23 protein-coding genes, 2 pseudogenes and 1 riboswitch are annotated in these 23,448 nt (G+C 39.8%); of the genes and pseudogenes, 7 read left to right on the forward strand and 18 right to left on the reverse strand.

Features of this window, described 5'->3' with window-relative positions:
- Positions 1-33: 33 nt before the first annotated feature.
- On the reverse strand, positions 34-552 hold the full coding sequence (locus tag AC0KTX_RS02605; RefSeq protein ID WP_474250678.1) for a YqhR family membrane protein: 519 nt from the start codon (positions 550-552) through the stop codon (positions 34-36).
- Between the two features lie 253 nt (positions 553-805).
- Here AC0KTX_RS02605 and AC0KTX_RS02610 point away from each other — a divergent pair, with 253 nt between their 5' ends.
- Complete coding sequence (locus AC0KTX_RS02610; RefSeq protein ID WP_474250679.1) at positions 806-1,741, forward strand: DUF1385 domain-containing protein; 936 nt, start codon at positions 806-808, stop codon at positions 1,739-1,741.
- 69 nt (positions 1,742-1,810) lie between these two features.
- A complete protein-coding gene (locus AC0KTX_RS02615; protein ID WP_474250680.1) occupies positions 1,811-2,185 on the forward strand; it encodes an SA1362 family protein in 375 nt (124 codons plus the stop codon).
- A 157-nt stretch (positions 2,186-2,342) separates the two neighbouring features.
- Here AC0KTX_RS02615 and AC0KTX_RS02620 read toward each other — a convergent pair.
- The 3 genes and pseudogenes from AC0KTX_RS02620 to AC0KTX_RS02630 all read right to left on the reverse strand — a co-directional run.
- Positions 2,343-3,461 (reverse strand): annotated as a pseudogene (locus AC0KTX_RS02620) (vitamin B12-dependent ribonucleotide reductase); the annotation flags it as partial.
- Between the two features lie 342 nt (positions 3,462-3,803).
- Positions 3,804-5,243: pseudogene (locus tag AC0KTX_RS02625) on the reverse strand (vitamin B12-dependent ribonucleotide reductase); the annotation flags it as partial.
- A 328-nt stretch (positions 5,244-5,571) separates the two neighbouring features.
- Entirely contained in the window at positions 5,572-6,408 is an 837-nt protein-coding gene (locus AC0KTX_RS02630) for a lipoate--protein ligase family protein (RefSeq protein WP_474250681.1), read from the reverse strand.
- Between the two features lie 186 nt (positions 6,409-6,594).
- Between AC0KTX_RS02630 and AC0KTX_RS02635 the strand changes: the two genes are divergently transcribed.
- A complete protein-coding gene (locus tag AC0KTX_RS02635) occupies positions 6,595-6,969 on the forward strand; it encodes a rhodanese-like domain-containing protein (protein WP_474250682.1) in 375 nt (124 codons plus the stop codon).
- 24 nt (positions 6,970-6,993) lie between these two features.
- Here AC0KTX_RS02635 and gcvPB read toward each other — a convergent pair whose 3' ends face one another.
- From gcvPB to gcvT, 3 genes are read right to left on the reverse strand one after another with little or no spacing between them, the layout of a single operon-like run.
- Positions 6,994-8,454: an aminomethyl-transferring glycine dehydrogenase subunit GcvPB gene (gcvPB, locus tag AC0KTX_RS02640; RefSeq protein WP_474250683.1), complete on the reverse strand. Its 1,461-nt coding sequence runs from the start codon at positions 8,452-8,454 to the stop codon at positions 6,994-6,996.
- Positions 8,445-9,788: an aminomethyl-transferring glycine dehydrogenase subunit GcvPA gene (gcvPA, locus tag AC0KTX_RS02645; protein WP_474250684.1), complete on the reverse strand. Its 1,344-nt coding sequence runs from the start codon at positions 9,786-9,788 to the stop codon at positions 8,445-8,447. The genes gcvPB and gcvPA overlap by 10 nt, the downstream gene beginning before the upstream one ends.
- Positions 9,789-9,808: 20 nt before the next feature.
- Complete coding sequence (gene gcvT, locus AC0KTX_RS02650) at positions 9,809-10,921, reverse strand: glycine cleavage system aminomethyltransferase GcvT (RefSeq protein ID WP_474250685.1); 1,113 nt, start codon at positions 10,919-10,921, stop codon at positions 9,809-9,811.
- A gap of 201 nt (positions 10,922-11,122) precedes the next feature.
- A riboswitch (glycine riboswitch) is annotated at positions 11,123-11,209 on the reverse strand.
- A gap of 278 nt (positions 11,210-11,487) precedes the next feature.
- Here gcvT and AC0KTX_RS02655 point away from each other — a divergent pair.
- The gene (locus AC0KTX_RS02655; protein ID WP_474250686.1) at positions 11,488-13,164 is read left to right on the forward strand and encodes a DEAD/DEAH box helicase; all 1,677 of its coding nucleotides are present in this window, start codon (positions 11,488-11,490) and stop codon (positions 13,162-13,164) included.
- Positions 13,165-13,382: 218 nt separating this feature from the next.
- A complete protein-coding gene (locus AC0KTX_RS02660) occupies positions 13,383-14,177 on the forward strand; it encodes a YqhG family protein (RefSeq protein ID WP_474250687.1) in 795 nt (264 codons plus the stop codon).
- A 201-nt stretch (positions 14,178-14,378) separates the two neighbouring features.
- Here AC0KTX_RS02660 and AC0KTX_RS02665 read toward each other — a convergent pair whose 3' ends face one another.
- From AC0KTX_RS02665 to comGA, 8 genes are all read right to left on the reverse strand, one after another.
- Entirely contained in the window at positions 14,379-14,558 is a 180-nt protein-coding gene (locus AC0KTX_RS02665) for a YqzE family protein (protein ID WP_474250688.1), read from the reverse strand.
- 122 nt (positions 14,559-14,680) lie between these two features.
- Entirely contained in the window at positions 14,681-15,052 is a 372-nt protein-coding gene (comGG, locus tag AC0KTX_RS02670; RefSeq protein WP_474250689.1) for a competence type IV pilus minor pilin ComGG, read from the reverse strand.
- Complete coding sequence (comGF, locus tag AC0KTX_RS02675; RefSeq protein WP_474250690.1) at positions 15,049-15,540, reverse strand: competence type IV pilus minor pilin ComGF; 492 nt, start codon at positions 15,538-15,540, stop codon at positions 15,049-15,051. Before comGF ends, comGG begins: the two co-directional genes overlap by 4 nt.
- Positions 15,473-15,757, reverse strand: coding sequence for a hypothetical protein (locus AC0KTX_RS02680; RefSeq protein ID WP_474250796.1), 285 nt, complete (start codon positions 15,755-15,757; stop codon positions 15,473-15,475). The genes comGF and AC0KTX_RS02680 overlap by 68 nt, the downstream gene beginning before the upstream one ends.
- Before the next feature lie 7 nt (positions 15,758-15,764).
- The gene (gene comGD, locus AC0KTX_RS02685; protein ID WP_474250691.1) at positions 15,765-16,241 is read right to left on the reverse strand and encodes a competence type IV pilus minor pilin ComGD; all 477 of its coding nucleotides are present in this window, start codon (positions 16,239-16,241) and stop codon (positions 15,765-15,767) included.
- Positions 16,213-16,512, reverse strand: coding sequence for a competence type IV pilus major pilin ComGC (comGC, locus tag AC0KTX_RS02690; protein WP_474250692.1), 300 nt, complete (start codon positions 16,510-16,512; stop codon positions 16,213-16,215). The genes comGD and comGC overlap by 29 nt, the downstream gene beginning before the upstream one ends.
- Positions 16,513-16,533: 21 nt before the next feature.
- Entirely contained in the window at positions 16,534-17,568 is a 1,035-nt protein-coding gene (gene comGB, locus AC0KTX_RS02695; RefSeq protein ID WP_474250693.1) for a competence type IV pilus assembly protein ComGB, read from the reverse strand.
- A complete protein-coding gene (comGA, locus tag AC0KTX_RS02700; protein ID WP_474250694.1) occupies positions 17,558-18,625 on the reverse strand; it encodes a competence type IV pilus ATPase ComGA in 1,068 nt (355 codons plus the stop codon). Before comGA ends, comGB begins: the two co-directional genes overlap by 11 nt.
- A 938-nt stretch (positions 18,626-19,563) precedes the next feature.
- Here comGA and AC0KTX_RS02705 point away from each other — a divergent pair.
- Positions 19,564-19,809, forward strand: coding sequence for a DUF2626 domain-containing protein (locus AC0KTX_RS02705; RefSeq protein ID WP_474250695.1), 246 nt, complete (start codon positions 19,564-19,566; stop codon positions 19,807-19,809).
- Positions 19,810-19,965: 156 nt separating this feature from the next.
- Here AC0KTX_RS02705 and AC0KTX_RS02710 read toward each other — a convergent pair whose 3' ends face one another.
- Positions 19,966-20,604, reverse strand: a complete 639-nt coding sequence (locus tag AC0KTX_RS02710; protein WP_474250696.1) for an MBL fold metallo-hydrolase — start codon at positions 20,602-20,604, stop codon at positions 19,966-19,968.
- 253 nt (positions 20,605-20,857) lie between these two features.
- Here AC0KTX_RS02710 and AC0KTX_RS02715 point away from each other — a divergent pair, with 253 nt between their 5' ends.
- Complete coding sequence (locus AC0KTX_RS02715; RefSeq protein WP_474250697.1) at positions 20,858-21,031, forward strand: DUF2759 domain-containing protein; 174 nt, start codon at positions 20,858-20,860, stop codon at positions 21,029-21,031.
- A 30-nt stretch (positions 21,032-21,061) separates the two neighbouring features.
- On the opposite strand, the gene AC0KTX_RS02720 is transcribed toward AC0KTX_RS02715, so the two are convergent.
- Both AC0KTX_RS02720 and AC0KTX_RS02725 read right to left on the reverse strand, forming a co-directional pair.
- Positions 21,062-22,177 (reverse strand): YqgU-like beta propeller domain-containing protein, encoded by a 1,116-nt coding sequence (locus tag AC0KTX_RS02720; protein ID WP_474250698.1) that lies wholly within the window; start codon positions 22,175-22,177, stop codon positions 21,062-21,064.
- 55 nt (positions 22,178-22,232) lie between these two features.
- Positions 22,233-23,354, reverse strand: coding sequence for a M14 family metallopeptidase (locus AC0KTX_RS02725; RefSeq protein WP_474250699.1), 1,122 nt, complete (start codon positions 23,352-23,354; stop codon positions 22,233-22,235).
- Positions 23,355-23,448 lie beyond the last annotated feature (94 nt).

Below are 23,448 nucleotides of genomic sequence, written 5' to 3' on the forward strand. Positions count from 1 at the left end.
AATGCTCATTTCAAGAACATTCTACCATAAGTTTCATTTCCGCTCACCATTAAGTTTGCGGACGCGCTCCCCTTGTTCATATGAAATGGAGTAGCCGACAAAAACGCCAAACAAAATAAATAAACATAATGTTGTTACAAACGTGTTGGCGCCAAGCTTGTTGATCGGATCAACATTTAAAAGCGATGGCCCAACCCAATAACAGACAACCGCCCATAAAGCAATGCCGAAAAAAATTCCTCCCCAGATGGAACGGACATTTTTCAACAATATATAATATAGAAAGGATAGAATGATCGAAATGATGCCGCATAAAAAAATTCCGATAAAATGGCTGGCCTGATGAAAATTCCTATCGTTGAAGCCAAAAATTTTTAGAATATGATTCGGTCCAATCGTTGTAAAGTTGAGTATATAAGCTAAATAATCGATGGAACTCCACAAAACGCCGCCAACAAAACCAGTGACAGTGATGATGGAAAAAAACGATTGCGCCGGATTTTTCTTATTTTCCTGCGTTTGAGTTTCTTCCGCCGTTTTTTGATCGGTCATTTGCTTCACCTCCGCTTATAGTATACCCATTTTTATGAAAGGTACTTTTTTCACTTTATTTTAAAAAATTTTGCCTTTTGAATGAAAAAAACCGGGATGGGACATACTATTAAAAAATGAAATTTTCAACGCTTTTCCAAAAGTAAAAAAAGAATAGCTTCTTGCCTAGAGGTTTGGAAATTTTTCTTGTAGAATAATAACTAATAACATGACCTTTTGCAATCATAATATAAATAGGCAGGTAGGTGCTGTTATGAAAGAAGGAAAAGCGTTATACGGCGGTCAAGCGGTTATTGAAGGAGTCATGTTCGGCGGAAAACATCATTTCGTCACAGCGATAAGACGGAAGGACAATTCGATCGACTTTTTTGAACTGCCTCGAAAAAAATCACCGATTATCGCAAAATTAAAGGCAATTCCATTTCTTAGAGGATTGATCGCAATCATTGAAGCAAGCGCAAATGGTTCACGGCATTTAAATTTCTCATCTGAACGCTACGGAATCGATCCTACAGATGATGAGAAAATCTTAAAGGAGCAAAAGGAATCAAAGCTGACCCTTATTTTAGGTGTCGCTGTTGTCGGGGTTTTGTCCTTTTTCTTTGGTAAATTTATTTTCACGTTAATTCCTGTGTTTATCGCAGAATTGTTCAGACCATTGGTTCCATCCGATATGGGGCAAATCTTGCTTGAAGGGTTATTTAAACTTGTTTTGCTTTTATCCTATATCTATTTTATATCCATGACTCCCTTGATTAAACGCGTCTTTCAATATCACGGGGCAGAGCACAAAGTGATCAATGCGTATGAAAATAGTCTTCCCTTGACGGTTGAGAACGTGCAAAAGCAGTCAAGACTACATTACCGCTGCGGTTCAAGTTTCATTTTATTTACTGTGATCGTAGGCGTATTTGTGTATATGGTTGTTCCGACTGAACCGCTTTGGCTCCGCATTGTAGACAGAATTGCGCTCATTCCGATTGTTATCGGCATTTCGTTTGAAGTGCTGCAATTGACGAACAAGTTGCGCCATCTCCCGGTTTTGAAATGGTTTGGCTACCCCGGACTCTGGCTTCAGCTTCTGACAACGAAAGAACCTTCAGACGATCAAGTGGAGGTGGCGATCGCAAGCTTTGAAAGACTTCAAGCATTAGAACAAGAAAAAGAAAGAATGGAACAAATCAGTTAATGTGACTGAAACTTATTTTCTTCCTTTTAATAAGCTATAATAAAACGATTGACGGGAGGTGGCCTTTTGATGAACCGTTATCCCTTCCACCCTGTGTTTTTCATTATTTCTCTCATGAGCGTTTTTGGGCTTTTCTACATGTTTTTCTTTCAAACGAAGGTTTTTTTTTATCAGCTGTTCGTTTGGGCGGTCGTCATTGGGATCATCGTTCTCATCTTTCGCATGGTGATGAAAAGGCGATTGAATAAAGAATATGCCCAATTTTTAAAAGCCGCTAAAAAATCGAAAAAGAGATATAAAGATAAAAAGATGAAGAGCTTGCATAAGAAAGGTTATCAAGCAAGAGCTAGAACGTCGTCTTCCGTTAAAAAGCGAAGAAATCATAACCATTTAACCGTCATAGAAGGAAAAAAAGGAAAAAAGAAAAATAGAGCTCTTTTCTAATAGTCCCATTCTTTTTGGAAGTTCATCATTTAGGAAACTCCGGAAAAAACATTGTTTTCCGCTACTTATTCGTCGAGCTCCCACAACGCTTGAAATATTCGGAACCGGTCACACAGATAAAAATGAAGCGGCAGATTCTCTTCTGCCGCTTCATTTTTTACAATCCGCATTTTAATTGGGCGCCGCAGTTTGTACACGTGTTGCAGCCGCCAATTTCCTGCACCGTACCTTCACGGCAAACAGGGCAGGTGTTACCTACCTCGTTGCCATATGTGACATCCGTTGACCGCAAATCTTGAACAGTGTTCATTAATACAACTTTTCCTTCATTTTCTTTTGGAAGTTCGCTGTTGTCATCAAAAGAGTTTTCTTCCGCTGTTAACGTCAGCACTTGTGTATCCCGGCTTCCGTCGACATAAACGGTTCCGCCTTTTGCCCCGCCTCTCCATAAACGTTCATAAACCTTTTGCACTTGTTCAACTGAATAGCCTCTCGGTGCGTTTACCGTTTTGGAAAGGCTTGAGTCGACCCAGCGCTGTATGATGCATTGTACATCCGCATGCGCTTCCGGCGACAAATCCATTGCTGTCACAAACCAATTTGGCAAATGGTTCGGATCAGCTTCCGGATGTTGATCCAAATACTCTTGAACAATATCGGCTTTGACTTCTATGAATTTGCCGAGGCGTCCGCTGCGGTAATAGGAAAATGAGAAATAAGGTTCCAATCCTGTCGATACGCCAACCATCGTTCCAGTGCTGCCTGTTGGTGCAACGGTTAACAAATGAGAATTGCGAATGCCGTATTTTAAAATGTCATGGCGTATGTCTTCCGGCATCTTTTTCATATAGCCCGTATTGATAAAGGCTTCTCTTAATTTTTGCGTTTCCTCTTCCGTTTTCCCTTGAAGGAATGGGAAGCTGCCTTTTTCCTTCGCCAGTTCAATCGAAGCGCGGTACGCTGTCGTTGCGATTGTTTGAAACACTTCGTCAACAAGCTTGTTGCCATCTTCAGCTCCATATTCTTTCTCACAGTAAATGAGCAGGTCAGCCAAGCCCATGACGCCTAAACCAACGCGCCGTTCACCGAGCGCTTGCTTTTTATTTTCCTCAAGGAAATAAGGGGTTGCGTCAATGACGTTGTCCTGCAAACGCACACCGATTTCTACCGTGCGTTTTAGTTTTTCAAAATCAACAACTTTCTTTTCTTTGTCTACCATATTCGCCAAGTTTACGGCTGCCAGATTACAGACAGAATATGGAGCGAGCGGCTGTTCCAATATTTGTTATCCCGGAGGCTTTTTATCCTCCAGTTCTAACGGTTCATTTCCCGTTAGTTCAGCATATGTTTTCATTGCACACGTTTTTGCTGCATGACGATTGAAACGGTTTTTATTTTTTGCAGCCATTCAGACGGTTTTATCTTGTGTCTGCATGGCATAGGCATGATTTGTGTGCAATGCTGCGGCCTCGTGGGCGGATTATATTCTCCATCGGAGGTTCACCGCCTATGCGTTGCCCCTGACTGAGTTTTTAGGCTCAGCCTTCGGTTCAGGTTCCCGTCTCAGGGTTCCTGCTTCATTCCGCAGTTTTTAACGTGAGGCAAACTAAGCTGCTTTACCACACGGATTTGTTGCCACGACCTTTTGTCCATACGCTCTTGCGTTTGTCATATCGTTGGCATTGTCGATGAAGAAAATACCCGGTTCAGCCGAATAGGTTGCGCAAATGTTAATCAGCTTCCAAAGCTCTCTAGCGCGGATTTTTCGATAGACGCGGACGCGGTAGCCCATTTTTTCCCATTCGCGCACATCACCGACTTCGTGCCATTTTTCATTATAAATGCTCATTTCTTTTTCAGAGTACGTCTCAACATCCGGAAAGCGCAATTCATATTCCTTATCTTCTTCGACCGCTTGCATAAATTCTTTTGTTAAACAGACGGAAATATTCGCACCGGTCAAAAATTCCGGATTATGTACGCTGTATGTTCCGCCTGTGCGCAGTTTTTCTTCCGCTTCTTGAATGATCTTCTCCGTGAAGCCGCCGTAGCCCGGCATGTTTTTGTAGTTTACAATGCCTTGGTACATGGCGATTTCCTGATCAGTGAGGGGCGTAAATTTCAACTTATCCTGCGCGGCTTTTTTAATTCCTTCATCTTCCGTATTTTCAATTAAAAAACGCAAGATGCGCGGATTTTGCATTTTGGAAACGATGAATTCAATGATGTCCGGATGCCAGTCAGCCAGCATAATCATTTGCGCTCCGCGTCTGGAGCCGCCTTGCTCAACAAGATGCGTTAGTTTGGCAATATCATCGAGCCACGACACAGACCCGGAAGATTTTCCGTTTACTCCACGCGCTAATGTATTGCGCGGACGCAATGTTGAGCCATTCGTGCCGACACCGCCGCCCCGGCTCATAATTTCCATCACTTGTTTTCGATGTTCAGAAATTCCTTCGCGCGAGTCTTTTACAAACGGCATGACGTAGCAGTTAAAATACGTAACATCCGTTCCGGCGCCTGCACCGTACAAAACGCGGCCTGCAGGGATAAAGTTTAAATGGACCAGCTCATCATAAAATTTTTCAAACCATTCTTTTCTTTTTTCCTCTGTTTTCTCCACTGCCGCAAGGCCTGTTGCGTTTCTTTTGGCAATTTGTTCATAAAAGATTTCAAGCGGCTTTTCAATCACATCCAGAGATCGAACGATAATCCCCGTTTCTCTTTCTTCAGGCTTTTCGAGCGAATGAAGGAACTCTTCTTCCACTTGCACTTTTACTTTTTTGTTTTCCCAATCAATTTCTAAAATGTAGCCCAGACCCCTTGCCGGAAATTTTGGATCTTCTTTAATTGTCAGGACGACAAAATCGCCTTCAGAAAGAGTAATCTTTTCGGTATCTTTAAATGAATATCTGTCAAGCATGACTAATCTTGAAACGCCCTTGTGTGTAATATTCATATCTTCCGTAATCGGATGTACTTGCGGAAAATGGCTGATATCCTTATTCAGCTTATCTACATCAACCTTTAATTTCTCTTTCAGCGCTGCACTCATTTTCACAACTCCCTTAAAAATATGATACTCGTTTAAAGTTACCACATTTCGACAATATATTCAACAAAATATTACAATATATAGTATGTAAGAACTTTTGTTCGCTCTATATATTGTATGATATGCATATTTCTTCATAAAAGTCAAATGAAAAACTAATCAAAAAACGAAGGAAAGAAAAGAAAATCTTAGATAATTTGATAAACAAGCGGTACAATGAAGAAATTTGTCGGTTGCCTTTTGAAAATATAGCCTGCCCTTGCCGTTTACAGATCCCATGCCAAAAATTATTGCTGCCAAAGAAAAAAGCGGGAAAAACCGCTTCAGTTTATCTTCTGAAATTCCAATCATCCGATTCATATTTTTCCTTCGCCAACTGTCTGACATAGTTCTCTTGCTCTTCCGTCAACTCATAAGGTTTGAGATCTATGTCAAGCCCGATTTCAAAACCTTTTTTAAAGGCATTCCATGCTTCAGCCATTGTCACGGACTCCTTTCGCAATTCATTTATCGCAACGGCTTTCTTTTTAAAATTTCTTTCCAGTCTTTCCCGGACTCGCTCATTCGGGTATTTAAACAAATCAAAAAGCAGTTGTTCGTCTAAGTCCAACAATATGGAGCCATGCTGTAATATAACGCCTTTCTGTCGAGTTTGAGCGCTGCCTGCCACTTTTCGTCCTTCCACCACCAACTCATACCAAGACGGTGCATCAAAACATACGGATGACCGCGGATTTTTGAGATGTTGCTTTTCCTCATCTGTTTTCGGAATAGCAAAATAGGCTTCTAATCCCAAAAGTCGGAAACCTTGCAAAATGCCTTCGGAAATGACACGGTAAGCCTCTGTCACTGTTTTCGGCATTTTCGGATGTTCTTCTGAGACGATGACGCTATATGTAAGCTCTTTGTCATGCAATACCCCTCTGCCGCCTGTCGGACGGCGGACAAATCCTAAACCGTGGCGTTTGACAGCATCCATATCAATTTCTTTTTCGACTTTTTGAAAATATCCGATCGATAATGTCGGCGGATCCCAGCCATAAAAACGAATTGTCGGCGCTATTTTTCCTTCGCTGTGCCATTCCAATAAAGCTTCGTCAAGAGCCATGTTATAAGATGGTGATGAAAAACCGGAGTCAATGAAATTCCATGTCTCTTTTCCCATTTTCAAAACCCTCTTTGCATTATAATATTTGCCTATTTAGTCTATCAAATTAAGCCCTTGTTGTTAAATAAAACAATCTTGAAAAGAAATGACAATTCTTTTCGTGTTTTATATAATAAAAGTTGTCGATAAAAAGGCGCCGTGTTTCAATCAATGGGAAATAAAAGAAAAAGGAGTCGAACAAGCGTGTATTGGTCATTACTCATTCTGGCAGCCATCATTGTTTATTTTCTTATCACATTTCTTTATCAAAAGCGGATTATGAAAGGACTGACAGAAGAGGAATTTAAGGCTGGCTATCGAAAAGCCCAGCTGATTGATGTGCGTGAACCGAATGAATTTGAAGGGGGACATATTTTAGGGGCGCGGAATATTCCTTTAACCCAGTTACGCCAACGCTATAAAGAAATCCGACCGGATAAGCCTGTTTATTTGTATTGCCAATCAAGCGCAAGAAGCGGGCGGGCAGCTCAATTTTTAAAGAGGAAAGGATATCATGATCTCTATTATTTAAAAGGCGGATTTAAAAAATGGACAGGAAAAATTAAAACAGGAAAATAAGGATTCGCCGCAACACGCGAATCCTTATTTTTTTTCATATTTTAAGATTGGATTTCTTGCGGCAAGTGTTTCATCAAGCCGCTTTACGACGGTTGTATGCGGAGCTTCCTGAACGATTTCCGGCTGTTCTTCCGCTTCTTTTGCAATTTGAATCATTGCTTCAATAAAAGCATCGAGCGTTTCTTTTGATTCCGTTTCAGTTGGCTCAATCATCAAGCATTCTTCAACATTAAGAGGAAAGTAAATCGTAGGCGGATGATAGCCAAAATCAAGCAATCTTTTCGCAATATCAAGAGCGCGGACGCCCAATTTTTTTTGCCTCTTCGCAGATAAAACAAATTCATGTTTGCAAATGCGGTCATAGGGCAAATCGTAATACGGTGCTAATTTTCTTAACAAATAGTTGGCGTTCAGGACGGCATTTTCTGTCACTGCCTTCAAGCCGTCCGGACCCATCGACCGGATATAAGTGTATGCGCGGACATTGATGCCAAAATTTCCATAAAACGGTTTGACCCGACCGATCGATTTCGGACGATCGTAATCAAAGTGGAAATAATTCCCATCTTTTATTAAAACAGGTTTCGGCAAAAACGGTATCAATTCATGTTTTACTCCGACCGGACCCGAACCAGGGCCGCCCCCTCCGTGCGGGCCTGTAAAGGTTTTATGAAGATTCAAATGAACGACATCAAATCCCATATCTCCTGGCCTTGCTTTGCTTAATACAGCGTTCAAATTGGCTCCGTCATAATACAGCATTCCACCAGCTTCATGGACGATTTCGGCAATCTCGCAAATTTGTTCTTCAAAGAGACCGAGCGTATTTGGATTTGTCAGCATCAAAGCAGCAGTATCATCGCCGACTGCCTTCTTCAAATCATCCAAATCAACAAGACCGTTTTCATTGGATTTAACGGTTACGGTTTCAAATCCGGCAACACTTGCTGAAGCAGGATTTGTTCCGTGGGCAGAATCAGGAACAATCACTTTCATCCGCTGCTTTTCCCCGTTTGCTTCATGATAGGCGCGAATCATCATCAATCCCGTCCATTCTCCGTGGGCTCCTGCCGACGGCTGCAAAGTGACTGCGTCCATGCCTGTAATTTCTTTTAAATGCTCTTGTAAATCATACATGACTTCCATAGCCCCTTGAACGGTTTCCTCATCCTGCAGAGGATGAATATGGGTAAACCCCGTTAATCTCGCTGCATTCTCATTCATTTTCGGGTTATATTTCATCGTGCAAGAACCAAGTGGGTAAAAACCGGAATCTACTCCATGATTCCTCTTGGATAATGCTGTGTAATGCCTCATAATATCTAGTTCGGAAACTTCAGGCAATTCAGCCTCTTCTTTTCGTAAATAATGATGTGGAATGAGGTGTTCAAGATTCTCCTCGGGCACATCTAAATCAGGAAGACTGTAGCCAATCCGCCCCGGTTTTGATCTTTCAAAAATTAACGGCTGATCTTTCATTGCCATTCCTCCAGTTCCTTAACAAAAAAGTCGATTTCTTCTTTTGTGCGCAATTCTGTAACCGCAACAAGCATGTGATTTTCCAGTTCTGGATAGTCTCGGCCAAGGTCATATCCGCCAATAATTCCTTTTTCCATCAATCTTTTGTTTACGAAAGAGACAGGTTGCTTGAGCTTTACGACAAACTCATTAAAAATGGAACCTTGAAATGGAATTTCAAAACCCTTTCCTAACAAAAAGTTTTTGGCATAGTTTGCCTTTTGAATATTTTGATAAGCCATTTCTTTTACACCTTTTTTTCCAAGAGCAGCCATGGCAACAGAGGCAGCGAGAGCATTTAACGCCTGGTTGGAACAAATGTTGGATGTTGCTTTATCTCGCCGAATGTGCTGTTCCCTTGCCTGCAGTGTCAGAACAAAACCGCGTTTTCCTTCTTCATCCACTGTTTGCCCGACGAGCCGGCCAGGAATTTTCCGCATGAGCTGTTTCTTTACGGCGAAATAGCCGCAAGTGGGACCTCCGAAGGACAAAGGTATTCCAAACGGCTGAACATCGCCGGTGACGATATCGGCACCAAATTTTCCAGGCGGCGCAAGCACACCTAATGCAAGCGGATTGCTTGAAACAATCAACATTGCCTTTTCCTGATGAACAATTTCTTCAATGGAAGACAGCGGTTCTATTTGTCCGAAGAAGTTTGGATATTGGATCATCACTCCCCCTATTTCGCCGCTCATCATATTTTTTAAAGCGTTGATATTTGTGATGCCTTGATGATGGGGGATTTCCTCCACTTCAATGTTCTGTCCTTTTGCATATGTTTTTAAAACTTCCCTCGTTTCAGGGTGAACTGTTTGGGAAACGAGCACTTTTTTCTTTTTCGTTTGGTTGGCTGCCAACAAAGCTGCTTCTGCCAAAGCTGTTCCGCCATCATACATTGAAGAGTTGGCAACGTCCATCCCAGTTAATTCGCAAATCATTGTTTGAAATTCAAAAATGGCTTGAAGCTCGCCTTGAGATATTTCAGGTTGATAAGGGGTATAAGCTGTATAAAATTCCGAACGGGAAATCACATGATCAACAATTGCCGGGATGTAATGGTCATATACACCAGCGCCGAGAAACGAAACGTTCGTTTTTAAATCTTTATTTTTGCCGGCAAGAATCGAAAGTTCACGGAACAAGGCTGTTTCCGGTTTTGCTTTTTTAATGTTGTATTCTCCTTTAAACCTCACTCTCTCCGGTATATCAGCAAATAGCTCATCGACAGATTGGATGCCGATGGCCTCCAGCATCTCTTTCCGATCCGCCTCCGTCATCGGTAAATAACGGTGTTTCATGAAAACTTCTCCTTTCCTCATTATCTATTTTTCTGTTGGCGTTTATAAAACGGGGTTGGTGCAATTTTCGCTCTCAGCCGTTTTTTCCGGATTTCAATTTCAATTTCGGCGCCGCATTCTGCAAACTCTTTTTTCACCATGGCAAGGGCGATGCTTTTGTTTAATGTCGGAGAATAGGTGCCGGAAGTAATGAAGCCGATTTTTTGATCGCCTTTAAACAATTCATAACCCGTTCGGGGGATGCCTTTATCCATCATCTCAATCCCGACAGCCTTTCTCAGTATCCCTTTTTCCTTTTGCTCTTTTAACACAGTTTTTCCGATAAAATCCTCTTTTTTATTCAGTTTCACCGCAAAGCCGATTCCAGCTTCGATCGGGGTAATGTCTTTCGTGAGCTCCTGGCCGTACAGCGGCAATGCTGCTTCCAGCCGCAAAGTGTCGCGTGCTCCCAAACCGCAAGGAATCAACCCTTCTTTACTGCCCGCATGCAAAATTTCATTCCATAAGAAAACAGCGTCCTCATTTCGACAATAGATTTCAAACCCGTCTTCCCCTGTATAGCCTGTGCGGGAAATCAACGCTCTTCTTCCTGCTATCGGCGCATTTTCAATAAATTGCAAAAATTTTAACATTGATAAATCGACGTCTGTTAAAGTTTGCAATACATTTTCCGCTTTTGGTCCTTGTAATGCGAGCTGGGCGCAATGATTTGAAATATTTTGCAATTCTACATTTTCTTCTTGATGGGTCAAAAGCCACTTGTAATCTTTTTCAATATTTGCTGCATTGACAACAAGCAAATATTTTTCTGCTGATAAACGGTAAACGATCAGATCATCGACACATCCGCCGTTGTCAAAACACATGGCGGTATACTGCGCTCGTCCTTCTTCAAGTTTAGACACATCGTTTGTTAACATCCTTTGCAAAAAAGCCAAACTTTTTTTGCCTTTCACAATGATTTCCCCCATATGGGAAACGTCAAATAAGCCTGCTTTTGATCGGACGGCATGATGTTCCTCTTTAATCGAGGAAAATTGCACGGGCAATTCCCATCCTCCAAAATCGATTGTCCTCGCTCCATGTTTCTCATACACTTCAAAAAGCGGCGTTCGCTTTAATTGAGTCTTCAATTCTCCTTCCCCTCCTGCTGGCCATTCTATTGTTTGCCCTTTTCAAACAGAAAAAGGGCAGAAAACAGCCTGTCATCATCTAGTCTCAATGTTAGAGACAAGATGATTTGTTCGGCTGTCTCTGTCCTTTCACCTGAAAGTTTACCTATAAAGGTTTTCCTCTTTGGTGGTTTGCCGTATAGCAAACACTCTCCAGAGCTGCGTCAAACAAGAGTCTTTTTGCCTGAGAGATTCACATATATGTTTGCTCCTTCGGCGCCTCCGTGAGGTCTCTCCCCTTGTTTTCATCCGCACATATTTTTTTATGAAAAAGAGAAAAATGAAAAGTAGACATGTTCGACAAATAGGAAAAAGATGAGCGGAAACAGCTTGAAATTCCTTGCAAATAACTATGGTTTCATCGTACCATCTTTATCATTTTTCATCAATACTTTTTTCCATATAATTTAAAAAAATCAATTTGAATCGTTCGTTTTTTGTCCATTATTTCACTTTATAAAAAGAAAAAAATTTATTTTCATGTAAGAAAACTGAACATTGATCATCATTGGAAAGGGGTGTCACAGATGGATCTCGACATCCGGTTTCAAACGAATTGGGAAGAAGGCTTTTTGAGAAGATTGGAAGACGATGGACCATGGGCTAATTGGACTTTATATAAATTGGCGTTTGAAGTCGCGAACCATCTCGCCATTCCATCTTTTGAAGGGTTAATAGCACCGAAGCATTTAAATCATTTAACACCACTTCCCCATCAGCTGGAAGTTGCCCAAACTGTTATAGAAAAAATGAACGGAAAAGCGATTTTGGCAGATGAAGTCGGCTTAGGAAAAACAATTGAAGCAGGGTTAATTTTAAAAGAGTATATGATTCGCGGCCTTGTTAAAAAAGTGCTGATCCTAGTGCCGGCCTCTCTCGTATCACAATGGGTGAAAGAATTAAACGAAAAATTTTATATTCCCGCCGTAGAACAAAGAAAAAGCTATGTTTGGGAGAATTGCGATATCGTTGTATCCTCGCTGGACACAGCGAAAAGGAGCCCGCATAAAGAAATCATTTACGGCTTGGATTATGATATGGTCATCATTGATGAAGCCCATAAATTAAAAAATAATAAAACGAAAAACTATGAATTTGTTCAAAATGTAAAGAAAAAATTTTGCTTATTATTGACTGCCACGCCGATTCAAAATCGGATTGAAGAAATTTTCAATCTCGTCTCTCTTTTAAAGCCTGGCCATTTGGGCAATGAGCAATTTTTTAACGAAGAGTTTAAGAAAAAAGGCGGTCGTCTTCAGCGGGATGAACATTTGCGCGAACTGGTCAACAAAGTGATGATTCGAAACCGGCGCAGTAATACAGGGATTGAATGGTCAAAAAGGCATGTCAAAACGATTTGGATTCGTTTTTCGGAAACAGAACAAGCCATGTATGATGCCATTCGCCAAATTCGAACAACAACGGCCATTCCTTACGGGGGCTTTTCTCTTATGACTTTGCTCAGAGAGGCATGTTCAAGCAGAGAAGCCGTTTATATGACATTAAAAAAAATGCTTCATAAACCTGAAGAGAAAAGCACCGCCTTCTTGCCTGAAGACGTCATTGTTTATCTTATGGACATTGTCGATAAAGTAGAGCAAAATTCAAAAGCGGAAAAAGCGGTGGAATTGATCCAAGAAATAAAAGATAAAGTAATCATATTTACTGAATACAGGGCGACCCAGCTCTATCTGCAATGGTTTTTAAAACAACATGGAATTACATCCGTTCCGTTTCGAGGCGGTTTTAAACGAGGGAAAAAAGATTGGATGAGAGATTTGTTTAAAAACCGTGCTCAAGTGCTTATCGCTACTGAAGCAGGGGGAGAAGGAATCAATCTGCAATTTTGCAATCACATTATCAACTATGACCTTCCATGGAACCCAATGCGGCTGGAACAAAGAATAGGCCGCATCCATCGCCTCGGCCAAAAACGTGATGTGTTTATTTACAACATGGCAACGAAAAATACGGTGGAGGAGCACATTTTAAAGCTGTTATATGAAAAAATCCATCTATTTGAACGTGTCATCGGAGAATTGGATGATATTTTAACAAGGCTTGACATTCGCAATTTTGACGAACATTTGGAAGATATTATATTTCAATCAAGTTCAGAAGGGGAGATGAAAATAAAAATGGAAAATTTAGCTGCTATTTTAAACTTCGGAGACCAAGTGCACAAGGAAAAACAAATTAAATAAGGACAAGGAGGGTGAGCGACCATGAGCAGTGTGAAAAATTTATGCACGGTCATACCACTTATTACAGATATTGTAAATCTGTTTGTTAGGATAGCCCCTTTATGTAATATATTAAAAAATTCCAGTGATATCCACAACATTGAGGTGAAGAAGCTATTGGATGTAAAAGTAATTAAAAGAAAACGTGAGAAATCTGGAGAAAATAGGGAGGCGAAAACATGCAGCAATCTGAAATTTCTTCATTTTTAATGAGTTTTTTTGAGGCGAACTCCTGCCCAATCATAGAAGAAAATAATGGTTATTTTGTTGTACAGCTGACAAATGAAATGGATGAAGCCTTAATGAACAGGCCTTTTTACTGGCAGTACTTAAGAAAAACAGGAGGAACGCCGAACCCGATGAAATTGACATTTATTACAAATGCCCAAGAAGCGCCTGCCGATTTAAAAGGTGAACGAGTGCATTTTGGATCCCCAAGATTGCACCAAATTTTTGCTGCAACGAAAAAGCTTGCAGCCTATATCCGTTTATACGAACAAAAGAAAAGAACGGAGCAAAACGTTCCTCTTCAGCCGTGGCTCGGCATAAACTTAAAGGTTTCCTATATTTGCGACAAAAAGAAAGATCAAATTTATTCTCTCGGGCTCCATTTAATAAACGGAGTGATGGTGGATCATTTCCAAGAAAAATTACAAAAGCTCGAGTTAACCCCGAAAATTCCCGATTACTGCTTTACAATAACGCCTTTAATTAAACCTTTTAGCGGTCTAAACAGAATAAAAAACTATGTGTTGGAAAAAATTAAGCAAGAAGACCATCAATGGGCGGAAGAAGCCGAAAAAAGAATGAAGGCTGATTTGTTCCTTTTAGATCATTTTTATGAGGATTTGGATGAAAAACCGGATCTTTATTGGATAGAAAAACAGGCGATTCAAGATCTGTACAAACCGCGAATTGAAATTGAAATTCAAAACGGTGGAATGTTTTATTTATCACAGCAAGCGATTCATTGAGAATTTCAGTAAAACTTTTTGGGAACATGTTTGGTGCAAGCTAACAGCGCCTTTTTCACAAAAGATTCCAGATGGAAAACACTTCCCATTTCAATCTTTCGGAATATGCGAACTGATTGAAAAATTTTATCGGCCGTTCTGGCAAGTAGACTTTTTTGCAAGATCCTAGCCGGCTGCCCTTTTTTGAAAAAAAGCCGCACGTTATCTTTTCTTTTTCATAAGCATTGAAAGCGACATTGGCAATATCCCAAACCATTTTGTTAAAAACGGCGTTTTGGCATTTTTTCGTTCCGCTTTCCTTTGAACTCTCACTTCTTTAGGTGTATCGATATATTTGACAATCTGCTCTGTGACAAATTTGACATAATCATTTGCAGACATGAAAACACCTCTCAAAGTTTAGTTTTTTTCATTCTGGCCTAATTTCTCAATATTTATACAAACTGGCAGACTATTTTCATAATTGGTAATAAATCATGTATCGCTTTTTGAAAATTGGGGATTTAATAATATTCGTTCCAACGAATAATGCGTCTCTGCAACACATCGTAATCAAAATCCGCCTTATATTGTGAACCTTTTTTCGTTTCACAAAAAATGTCAACACGAATGATCCCATCTGCCGTTTTTTTCTTTTGATACACAATCGTACCCGTTGGCAAATCAATATTCATTTGATCGTTTGCTTCTTCCATGTTTGTTAAGGAATGTTGGACAGCAAAAAGCATTAATGTTTCAAGCATGTAAAACTCTTTTGTATCATGAGTAAACCTCTGCTTTTCCATATAAATGGAAGCATATGCTGAGGCTACCATCAAACAAAACAATACAAGAGCAATTGTAAAAGGAAAAACATGGCCTTTTTCGCACTTCATTTTGGCAGCACACCTTTTACATCCCGAATACTCCCTTCATATTTTTTTCCATTCTTGCTTGTTACGGCTATTTTCACTCCATTTTTTACAGCAGAAAATTGAGCGTTGCGGACATTTCGTAAAAGAACGACATGACCCTTGCCCTCAACCTGATATCGAATTAAATCGTTGTAATGGCTGACAGTGATCAATTCTCCTTCGCTGTTTATATAGGAGAAAGTATTGTTTGCCGCCTCAATTTGTCTAGCCGCTTTTACCTCTCGATGGAGTTCAACTAAAAATAAATTCCATTCGTTTCCATTGATATCTTGCTCGTACATACCAATTTTGAAAAAGAACAATAGAAGGGGTGAGAAGGTGGAGACAATCACTAAAGTGGCCATAAACGCAATGAGCATGTTCGGAAATGTATAGCCGCTATCATTCAATGGCATAACCGCAAACTTCAGACCTGTTGTCTTTTTTCCATTGTAAACATAACTCAGCATAATTCTCCCCCTTCTTTCCCCACCTCAGTTCAAACTGGAATCCCTGTTTTTCAACCTTGCCCTCTGTTTTTTTATTTTCAAAAACAAAGCGTTCAAGCTCTTCTTTTAATAATTGGTGAGCGATAACGGAGGCATCAGTTTTCTTTTGTTGTTGCAACAATTCGGCGACTACCGGAATCATGGTGATGGAAAGAAAGCACCATAGGGAAAAGGACATTAACGTTTCAGCGAGTGTATACCCGTTTGAATTCTTCGACACGAAATCTCCCTCTTCCTAAATTAAAAATCATTTTATATGTTTTGTTGTTATAATTGATCAATATCGAACCAGATTTATTCACGAAACCGTTTTGCGTATATTCGATCGGAAATTTCATTGTAGTCGGTTCGACATTTATGTTTTTGTCATATCTTCTCTCAAACAATTCACCTTTTAACCCCGATAATTCCGCTTCATAATAGTGTTGATCGGGGTACCAAAACAAATAAATCGTTTCCTTTCTCATCAATGCACGCTGCTGAATATACAACAAATCTTTCTCAAGCTGAAGGAAAAACAAATCAACGGTTTTTTCGCGATATATATTGATGGCTCCCATCCAAACAATCGCACTGACAACTGCAAAAACAGATAAAACGATAAGCATTTCCAAAAACGTAAAGCCTTCTTGATTATTGCTTTTTAACATTTCCGCTTGCATCGATCTCAATTGCCTCACCATTCGGGCATTTCAGCGAATTATTTGGCAAATATCCTTTCTCTATTAAATCGTTGATTGATGGAGTTTGCTGATATTCCATTTCATACGCCACAACTTGACCTTGCACCATATCGATCAGACCTTCACATCCTTTGTTTTGGATATTTTTATTGTGAGCGACAACGTTGGGAATCGTAATTAATAGCAAAATGGAAATCACTAGCAAAACAACAAGCATCTCGACTAACGTAAAACCGTTTTCGTTTCTCATTATCCCAGTCCTTCCTAAAATCTAAATTTTTTCCATCATTTCGTACATTGGAAGTAAAATAGACAAATAAACGACTAAAATGAAAATGCCAATGCATATAAAAATAGTTGGTTGGATAAAACTCGTCATCTTTATAAATTTTTCTTCCATTTTTTCCAATAAGAAACGACTGTAAGTATAAAGTTCCCTTGCTAAATGACCGACCGTTTGTCCATGGAAGATGACGGCAGCAAGTTCTTTTTCAAAAAATGGCTGGTTGGATATGATTCGGTCAAGCGTTTGTCCTGTTTTCAATTGTTCGATCATAATCGTAGCCTCTTCTTTATAAAACGGAAGCAAGCTTTGCTCTTGAAAAAGGGTGAGACATTCAAAAACAGACAATCCCCCTCTTAACAAATTGCTTAACTGCAAGGAAAAATAGTAACTATGGAAAAGCCGCAAAGCTTTGGAAACAAGAGGAATTTTCAGGAAGAGAAGCTGTTGCTTAATTGGAGGCATTTTTCGCACATAGCTCCAGTAGCCTACGAGCATAAGAATCGTTAAGATCACCATTATGATCAATACCCATTTTATTCCTTGAAAAACGATCGTTAATAAGAACAGAAAAAATGACGCATCCGTCTGCATGGAATCAAACAGATGGGTAAATTGGGGAGCGACAATCGTTTGGACAACCAATAAAATTACCATTAAAAGCCCAGATAAAAATATCGGATACCTGATTACTTGAACAAATTTCTCCAAATGTGCCATTTGCTTTTCCATCATTAAGGCGCTTTCCTTAAATGCAAACTTTAAATCGCCATGTTTTTCCGCAAAAAATAAATAGCTCAACACTCTGCGATGAAAACCGATTTTATTGAAAGCCGTACTTAACGAATTTCCTTCTGAAAGCCATTGGATACACAATTCCAAATCTCTATGATATTTTTTAGGCCAATGAATCTTCATAAAGCTGAGCGCTTCGTTTAATGTATATCCTTCTGAAAGCAATTCACCTGCTTTTTTCAAAAATTGCGCCTGCATCTTTTTATTCCATCTATGCTTACGCCTCATATTCATACACCCATTGTTTATAAGATTGCGGATGTAAATAGCCTAATGCGATTCCTTTTTTGATAACATCTTTTAACTTGACATAATCAACCTCGCATTCCGCTCCTTTTGCTTTTTGGATAGCCGCATTTAATGGTTTTCCATACAGCAGTTCATAAACGCCAAGACGATTTCTTTTTCTTAATTTTTTGCAATAAGGGGAGCAATCCGTCCCGCAAAACGGGCAAACTAATTCCACAAGCCGCTGCGCTGCAATAGCAATCAATGTTTGTTCAATTTCAGAAATGGAAACACCGAATTCGAGAAGTCTGTAAATCGCTCCATTAGCGTCGCGCGTATGCATAGTAGTTAACACGAGATGACCAGTTAAACCCGCTCTTATTGCGATATGTGCCGTTTCCTCATCGCGGATTTCCCCAACCATAATGACGTCAGGATCATGCCGCAAAATGGCCTTTAACCCCAAAGGATATGTAATGCCGGCTTTTTCATTCACTTGTACTTGAAGCATATTCTCATTTTTTCTTTCCACTGGATCTTCAAGGGTGATGACGCTTCTTCGGAAATGTTTTTTCAAATAATCAAGCAGGGAGTAAAGGGTTGTCGTTTTGCCTGAGCCCGTCGGTCCAGTAAAAATGATTAAACCGTGCGTATGCTGCAAAAAAGACAGCAATTTCTTTGCTGCAGATGGAAAAAGCGAAAGCTCTTCCGGCGTTTCAGCCGGTTGTTCAAGAAAAATGCGGATGACCAAACTTTCGTCAAAAACCGTCGGCAATGTGGAGAGGCGAATGTTCACATCACCCGCAATGGTTTGAAGTGTTAACGCTCCATTTTGCGGACGCCTCTTTTCGCCAATGTCCATTTGCGCTATAAATTTAAAATGGGAAATCAGCCGTTCACATACCATTTTTGAAACCGTGAGCATTTGAATGATGTCAAAACCGATTCGAAAATGGATGGCGGCATCCTTTTTTCTAGGAACGATATGAATATCCGTCGCTTTGAGCGAACACGCCTTATCTATTAACTGCCCGCTGAACTTTTCTATATCCACCATCTGTGCCTCCTTTCAAGCTTGTTGCTTTCATCTTAACGAAGGCAAAGGAAAAAAGCGAACCACGGAAATTTCATTTTCTATGCAATGACATAGCACAAAATGTGAATTTCGGAGCGAGATGATTTATCCTTCATACAAAAATAAAGGGAGAAAAAGCTTTTTGGCATATTTAGAAAAATTATTTCCATCCATATGAGTTCAAATTGTCGGAAGGATAACCAAGTCACTGGCGTCGGTAACGCTCATTAGCCATTTGAGAGGTGTCGATCAATAAAGCAGAAACTCCGTTACTAAAAGTATGCCAAGCAATCCAAGCGATTATCACTTGTTTACGGGGAATCGATAGGTGGCGGTTCATTGATGCATAAAAAATGCCACCCTTTTTTAGAGTGGCGCCCTGTTTTAAGTTTTATCGAAAATTTCAACCTATTTTCATAGAACGATTTAATCGTTGTATACTTTCTTTCCGACCAATTATGTTTTGCACAATGTTGGCGGTTTATATGGAAAGCTATTTTAATTTAATGTATTTTATTCCATGGTAGCTAGTATAAAGAGATACTAATGAAATGGTCATGTTTCTTGCCGTACATTTGTTCCTTTCATGTATTTATTTGATCATATCGTGTATATTGGGTCAAACATAACAACAAAGTCGGTTCTCCGATTATTCGTTGCCCATTTGCAGAAACGTTGGCGGTTGGTGAGCAGCCAATTTTAGACGCTAAATGTGAGTTTCCGCACTGAAATTACTTGTTTTTTATATTAGAATGAAAGAGAAAGTATTTTTTAAACTCGGCAACATTTTTCGGTCCTAACATGAATTATGGACTTTCCGGGAAAAATAACGATTGGAAACGGTTATTTACAATTGACGGCAGCGTACATTATAATATAAAAAGTGATGAAAACTGTGGCATAAAAGGAGGGAATCACGAATGGACCGCATGTTTCGTGTATTAGGCTTTTGGACTGGCATTTTTGCAGTTATGTTTTATTTAGGAGATATGAAAGAAGCTTCTTTGCTCTTTTTTGGTCAAACAGGATTTTTCGTGCTATTATCTTATTTGAAACTTACAGAACGCATGTACATTTACATTTTTGGCGCATATTTAACCATTTTTTTCGTCGGATTTACATATTGGACGACCTTCATGATGGTTCCTGGCCAAGGCGGCCATTAATATTGCCTTCAAAGTCCGTTTATACTTTTTGAAAACCCACAGCGGTTCAATCGTCTGTGGGTTTTTTTGTTTTGTCTAGATTCTTCTTTTTTCACCTGATCAACAGCTTGGCAAATATGGGGAATGCCGAACGGAACGAAACAGTTATCGTTTAAATCAAAAGGAAAAGCCGTTTAAAAATGGATTTGTTTCCATTTCATCGATAATTGTCGTTTCTGGTCCGTGACCTGGCAATACGATTGTATCTTCCGGCAGCGCCAGCAGCTTTTCATGAATGCTTTTCAGAAGCTGGTCATGATTTCCCCCAAATAAATCGGTACGGCCGATGCTGCCTTTAAACAAGGCATCGCCGGAAAAAACCGCCTTTAATTCCTTGCAATAATACGATACGCTTCCCGGAGAGTGCCCAGGCGTTTCCAAAATAGACAACTGAAAGGATCCGATCGCGATGGCTTCTTCCCCTTTAATCGTTTTGTCAGCCGGTCGGGCTGTAATTTTTGCGTTCATCAATGATTGTGATCCATTTAACATGGGATTACCGAGCCATTCCTTTTCAAGCTCATGGACATACACTGGCAGATTCCATTCCTCTTTCATTTCATCGATCGCTCCTATATGATCAAAATGAGCATGCGTTAATAAAATGGCAAGCGGAACTAACTTTTGTTCACGCAAAACCGTTTTGATTTTTTCACCTTCCGCCCCCGGATCAAACAAAAGGCATTCATTTTTTTCATTTGCTAAAATATAAGCGTTTGTTTGCAGCACTCCAAGAGGGATTCTAACCCAGTTCATCTTCTCACCACCATTTCAACTTTTCCTTTTCATCATACAAAAAATTTGTTTTTCCCGTCAAAAACGAATAAATCATAGAGAAAACGACAACCATGATAAATGTAAAAATATGAACTTTTCATAACAATCCGCATTGACTTTGGGGCGAACCTACCATTAACACCTCGACAAATCCGATAAAAGCCATTAAAATTATGATGGAGAAGAAAATTTGTAAGCGCGCTATATGTTTATTACGTTAGGGGGCTCGAAAATGGGTACTGTTATTATTTTTTCATTAGTTACATTACTAGGAATTTTTGCTATTTTCCGTTCTTTAAAAAACAAAAACTTTTTAGCAGTATTGTTTGCGCTCGGAACTGTTGCGGTTTTCGGATGGTTTACGTTTAAAACTATAGTTGACAACGGATTTCCAGCTGCACACTAAAAAAGAATGGCCTGCGGGGCCATTCTTTTTTTATTGGATGATTGAAAATACTTTTCCTTTTTCTACATCGATTAGATTTTCCAATCGTGGTCCGTACAAAGCATAGCGGCCGGATGGTGAAAGCTTAATGGGATAATTAGAAACATTTGATAATATTGGCGTTTCCCGGCCTGATAAAGGATTTATTTGTACAAGCTTAAAAAGACCCGTTTCCATTGGCTTATTGGGTATGAAAACATAAACGAAATGTTTCGTTTTATCATATTCATAAAATGGAAATACCCATTGGGCGTTGTCAGAAGCCAATGGCGCACGTTTTGTAAATACTTTCTGCTTGGAAGAAGAGCGAAGAAACACATATCGGCCAAACCCTTTATTTTCCTGATCTTCTTCTAAATACATGATAAAAGAAGACATATTTCCGTTGCCAATAGCATGTTCCGCTAATTTTTCTACTTTTTTATTTTGCAGATCCACTTCATAAAGAGGAGCGCTTAACTCAGGTTCGTCATTGTTCCAGTGAATGTATGTAAAGCGCTGTTTCCCTGACCATTGGATAAACGGTATTTGATATGGACTTTTCACAACTTTTTGATCTTTTGCATCTACAATATAGGATGTATAAGACCAATCCTCTGCAAACGCCGTGACAAATAGTTCTGATTGATGATAAGGATTCCAAATATATTGAAGGTCAAACGCCGGAATTTCCCAGCGGAAAAGTTCATTGCCATTCTTATCAACAAACATCAATGCTGCTTGGCGGCTGCTTGATGTGGAGTGCAAAAGAAATATCGTGCGGTCGGGGTTTTCAGCCAACTGAACGATCGGATCGTTCGTTTGGTAGAATATTGTGTCAGATCCGCTCTCCAAATTATGGCGGATCACTTCCGAACCGTGTTCATCATTGTTGATGTAAAGAACAGACGCCTCATCAAACCATGCTGAAATCGTTTGAAAAGATTGGGAATTGATTTCAATTGGCTGCAAACTTTGAAGTTCATGTTCCGTTTTTTCCTTTACTGCCTCTTTTTCATTCTTTTTGTCCGTTTGGGCAACTTTTTCTCCGCTTTTGAGTTGATGGCTCTCACAAGCGGAGAAAAGGAGGAGCAATAAAAATCCAATGAAGAGCTTCATTATTCTCATTCATCTCAACCTCATCTCAACACCATGGATCATATTTGAAAATCCATTTCTCTATTTATTTTGAAAAATGAAAAAGTGTCGTCCAAAAAATTCCGTTCGCTTTTCGATCAATTTCATCGAATTGGGACAGCGGCAGCGGATTTGTTCCTGCACCCAACTCAACGGTAAAGCCGGGCTTCCGAAATTCTTTGATAAACCAATCCCGAAATCCTGCATGGCTATCAATTGTTTGCACAGCTTTATAACCGCTTGCCCGCTCATAGTCTTTTACAATCAATTCTGAAACTTCCGGTTCATAATTTAGATAGCCCCAATAAATTTCTTCCCCTTGCGTATGGAATGCTAATATAATATCAAATAAAGATCGTTTTGCTAATTCCGCCATTGCAATAGCTTCCGGCTCTGACAAAGGGCGATCGCCTGGATAGTCCCTTGGCGATGGGGTCTTTTGCGGCTTCCTCCTTTTTTCTATCTCCCAAAAAGCAGGATATTGATTATTTAAATCCACTCCGCGCACATTTGACTTCCAATTAGAAAAATCCGTGCTCCCTCCGTTGAGTTGTATAGCCTGTTTTCTAATTTCCACATCTGTTTCATGACTTCCCAGGACTAGGCTTATGCCATCGGGGTTCACCATCGGCACGAAAGATAAAGTGATGTTCTCATAAAATTCACGTACTGGCTTTGAACTAAAATATTCGTTCAAAACAAGCTTCCGCAAGTAATCGTTGAGCCACTTCATCATAATCGCAGAGGTGATCCACTCATTGGCATGAAACGATCCGTTCATATGTACTTTTTTCGAACCGCATCCAATGATTAGCTCTATTAAAGGATTTCCTAAAACACTGTAGCCAATGATGCGTTCCTTCATAAAAGGATAAAATGCCTTTAGTGTTCCAATATCGTTGACAAGCGACTGAAAATGGTAACGGCGCTTTGGCTGTATTACCGGTTTTGAAATCGGCTCAACTTTTTTGATATCGGCAATATTGATGAATTTTCCAATACTCGAAGAAGAATTTCCCCCCCGCCAACCTGGAATTTCAATAACCGTCCCTTCAGGGATTTGTTCATTTTGCAAACAGGGATTGGAGTCTTTTAATAATCTTTCCGAAAGTTGAAACCGATCGGCGAGCTGTTTTATAGTGACGGTCTCATTCATACAAATTTTCATCTGCAAACGCTCCTCTCTTTATTACAGCTACATTACTCATTGTATGAACGAAACCAGTTACATTGATCGAGTTGTATAAAAAAAGCTCTGACCA

It is taken from the genome of Aeribacillus sp. JST-2 (assembly GCF_056032925.1).

Coding starts and splice junctions, on each gene's coding strand:
- AC0KTX_RS02660 (WP_474250687.1), top strand. CDS start 13,383: ATGCAGCAATCTGAAATTTCTTCATTTTTAATGAGTTTTTTTGAGGCG.
- comGA (WP_474250694.1), bottom strand. CDS start 18,625: ATGGTGGATATAGAAAAGTTCAGCGGGCAGTTAATAGATAAGGCGTGT.
- AC0KTX_RS02680 (WP_474250796.1), bottom strand. CDS start 15,757: ATGTCCTTTTCCCTATGGTGCTTTCTTTCCATCACCATGATTCCGGTA.
- comGG (WP_474250689.1), bottom strand. CDS start 15,052: ATGAAGTGCGAAAAAGGCCATGTTTTTCCTTTTACAATTGCTCTTGTA.
- AC0KTX_RS02610 (WP_474250679.1), top strand. CDS start 806: ATGAAAGAAGGAAAAGCGTTATACGGCGGTCAAGCGGTTATTGAAGGA.
- AC0KTX_RS02705 (WP_474250695.1), top strand. CDS start 19,564: ATGGACCGCATGTTTCGTGTATTAGGCTTTTGGACTGGCATTTTTGCA.
- AC0KTX_RS02720 (WP_474250698.1), bottom strand. CDS start 22,177: ATGAGAATAATGAAGCTCTTCATTGGATTTTTATTGCTCCTCCTTTTC.
- comGC (WP_474250692.1), bottom strand. CDS start 16,512: ATGAGAAACGAAAACGGTTTTACGTTAGTCGAGATGCTTGTTGTTTTG.
- AC0KTX_RS02710 (WP_474250696.1), bottom strand. CDS start 20,604: ATGAACTGGGTTAGAATCCCTCTTGGAGTGCTGCAAACAAACGCTTAT.
- gcvPA (WP_474250684.1), bottom strand. CDS start 9,788: ATGAAACACCGTTATTTACCGATGACGGAGGCGGATCGGAAAGAGATG.
- AC0KTX_RS02605 (WP_474250678.1), bottom strand. CDS start 552: ATGACCGATCAAAAAACGGCGGAAGAAACTCAAACGCAGGAAAATAAG.
- comGF (WP_474250690.1), bottom strand. CDS start 15,540: ATGCTGAGTTATGTTTACAATGGAAAAAAGACAACAGGTCTGAAGTTT.
- AC0KTX_RS02725 (WP_474250699.1), bottom strand. CDS start 23,354: ATGAAAATTTGTATGAATGAGACCGTCACTATAAAACAGCTCGCCGAT.
- comGD (WP_474250691.1), bottom strand. CDS start 16,241: ATGCAAGCGGAAATGTTAAAAAGCAATAATCAAGAAGGCTTTACGTTT.
- AC0KTX_RS02655 (WP_474250686.1), top strand. CDS start 11,488: ATGGATCTCGACATCCGGTTTCAAACGAATTGGGAAGAAGGCTTTTTG.
- AC0KTX_RS02615 (WP_474250680.1), top strand. CDS start 1,811: ATGAACCGTTATCCCTTCCACCCTGTGTTTTTCATTATTTCTCTCATG.
- comGB (WP_474250693.1), bottom strand. CDS start 17,568: ATGAGGCGTAAGCATAGATGGAATAAAAAGATGCAGGCGCAATTTTTG.
- AC0KTX_RS02665 (WP_474250688.1), bottom strand. CDS start 14,558: ATGTCTGCAAATGATTATGTCAAATTTGTCACAGAGCAGATTGTCAAA.
- AC0KTX_RS02630 (WP_474250681.1), bottom strand. CDS start 6,408: ATGGGAAAAGAGACATGGAATTTCATTGACTCCGGTTTTTCATCACCA.
- AC0KTX_RS02715 (WP_474250697.1), top strand. CDS start 20,858: ATGGGTACTGTTATTATTTTTTCATTAGTTACATTACTAGGAATTTTT.
- gcvPB (WP_474250683.1), bottom strand. CDS start 8,454: ATGGCAATGAAAGATCAGCCGTTAATTTTTGAAAGATCAAAACCGGGG.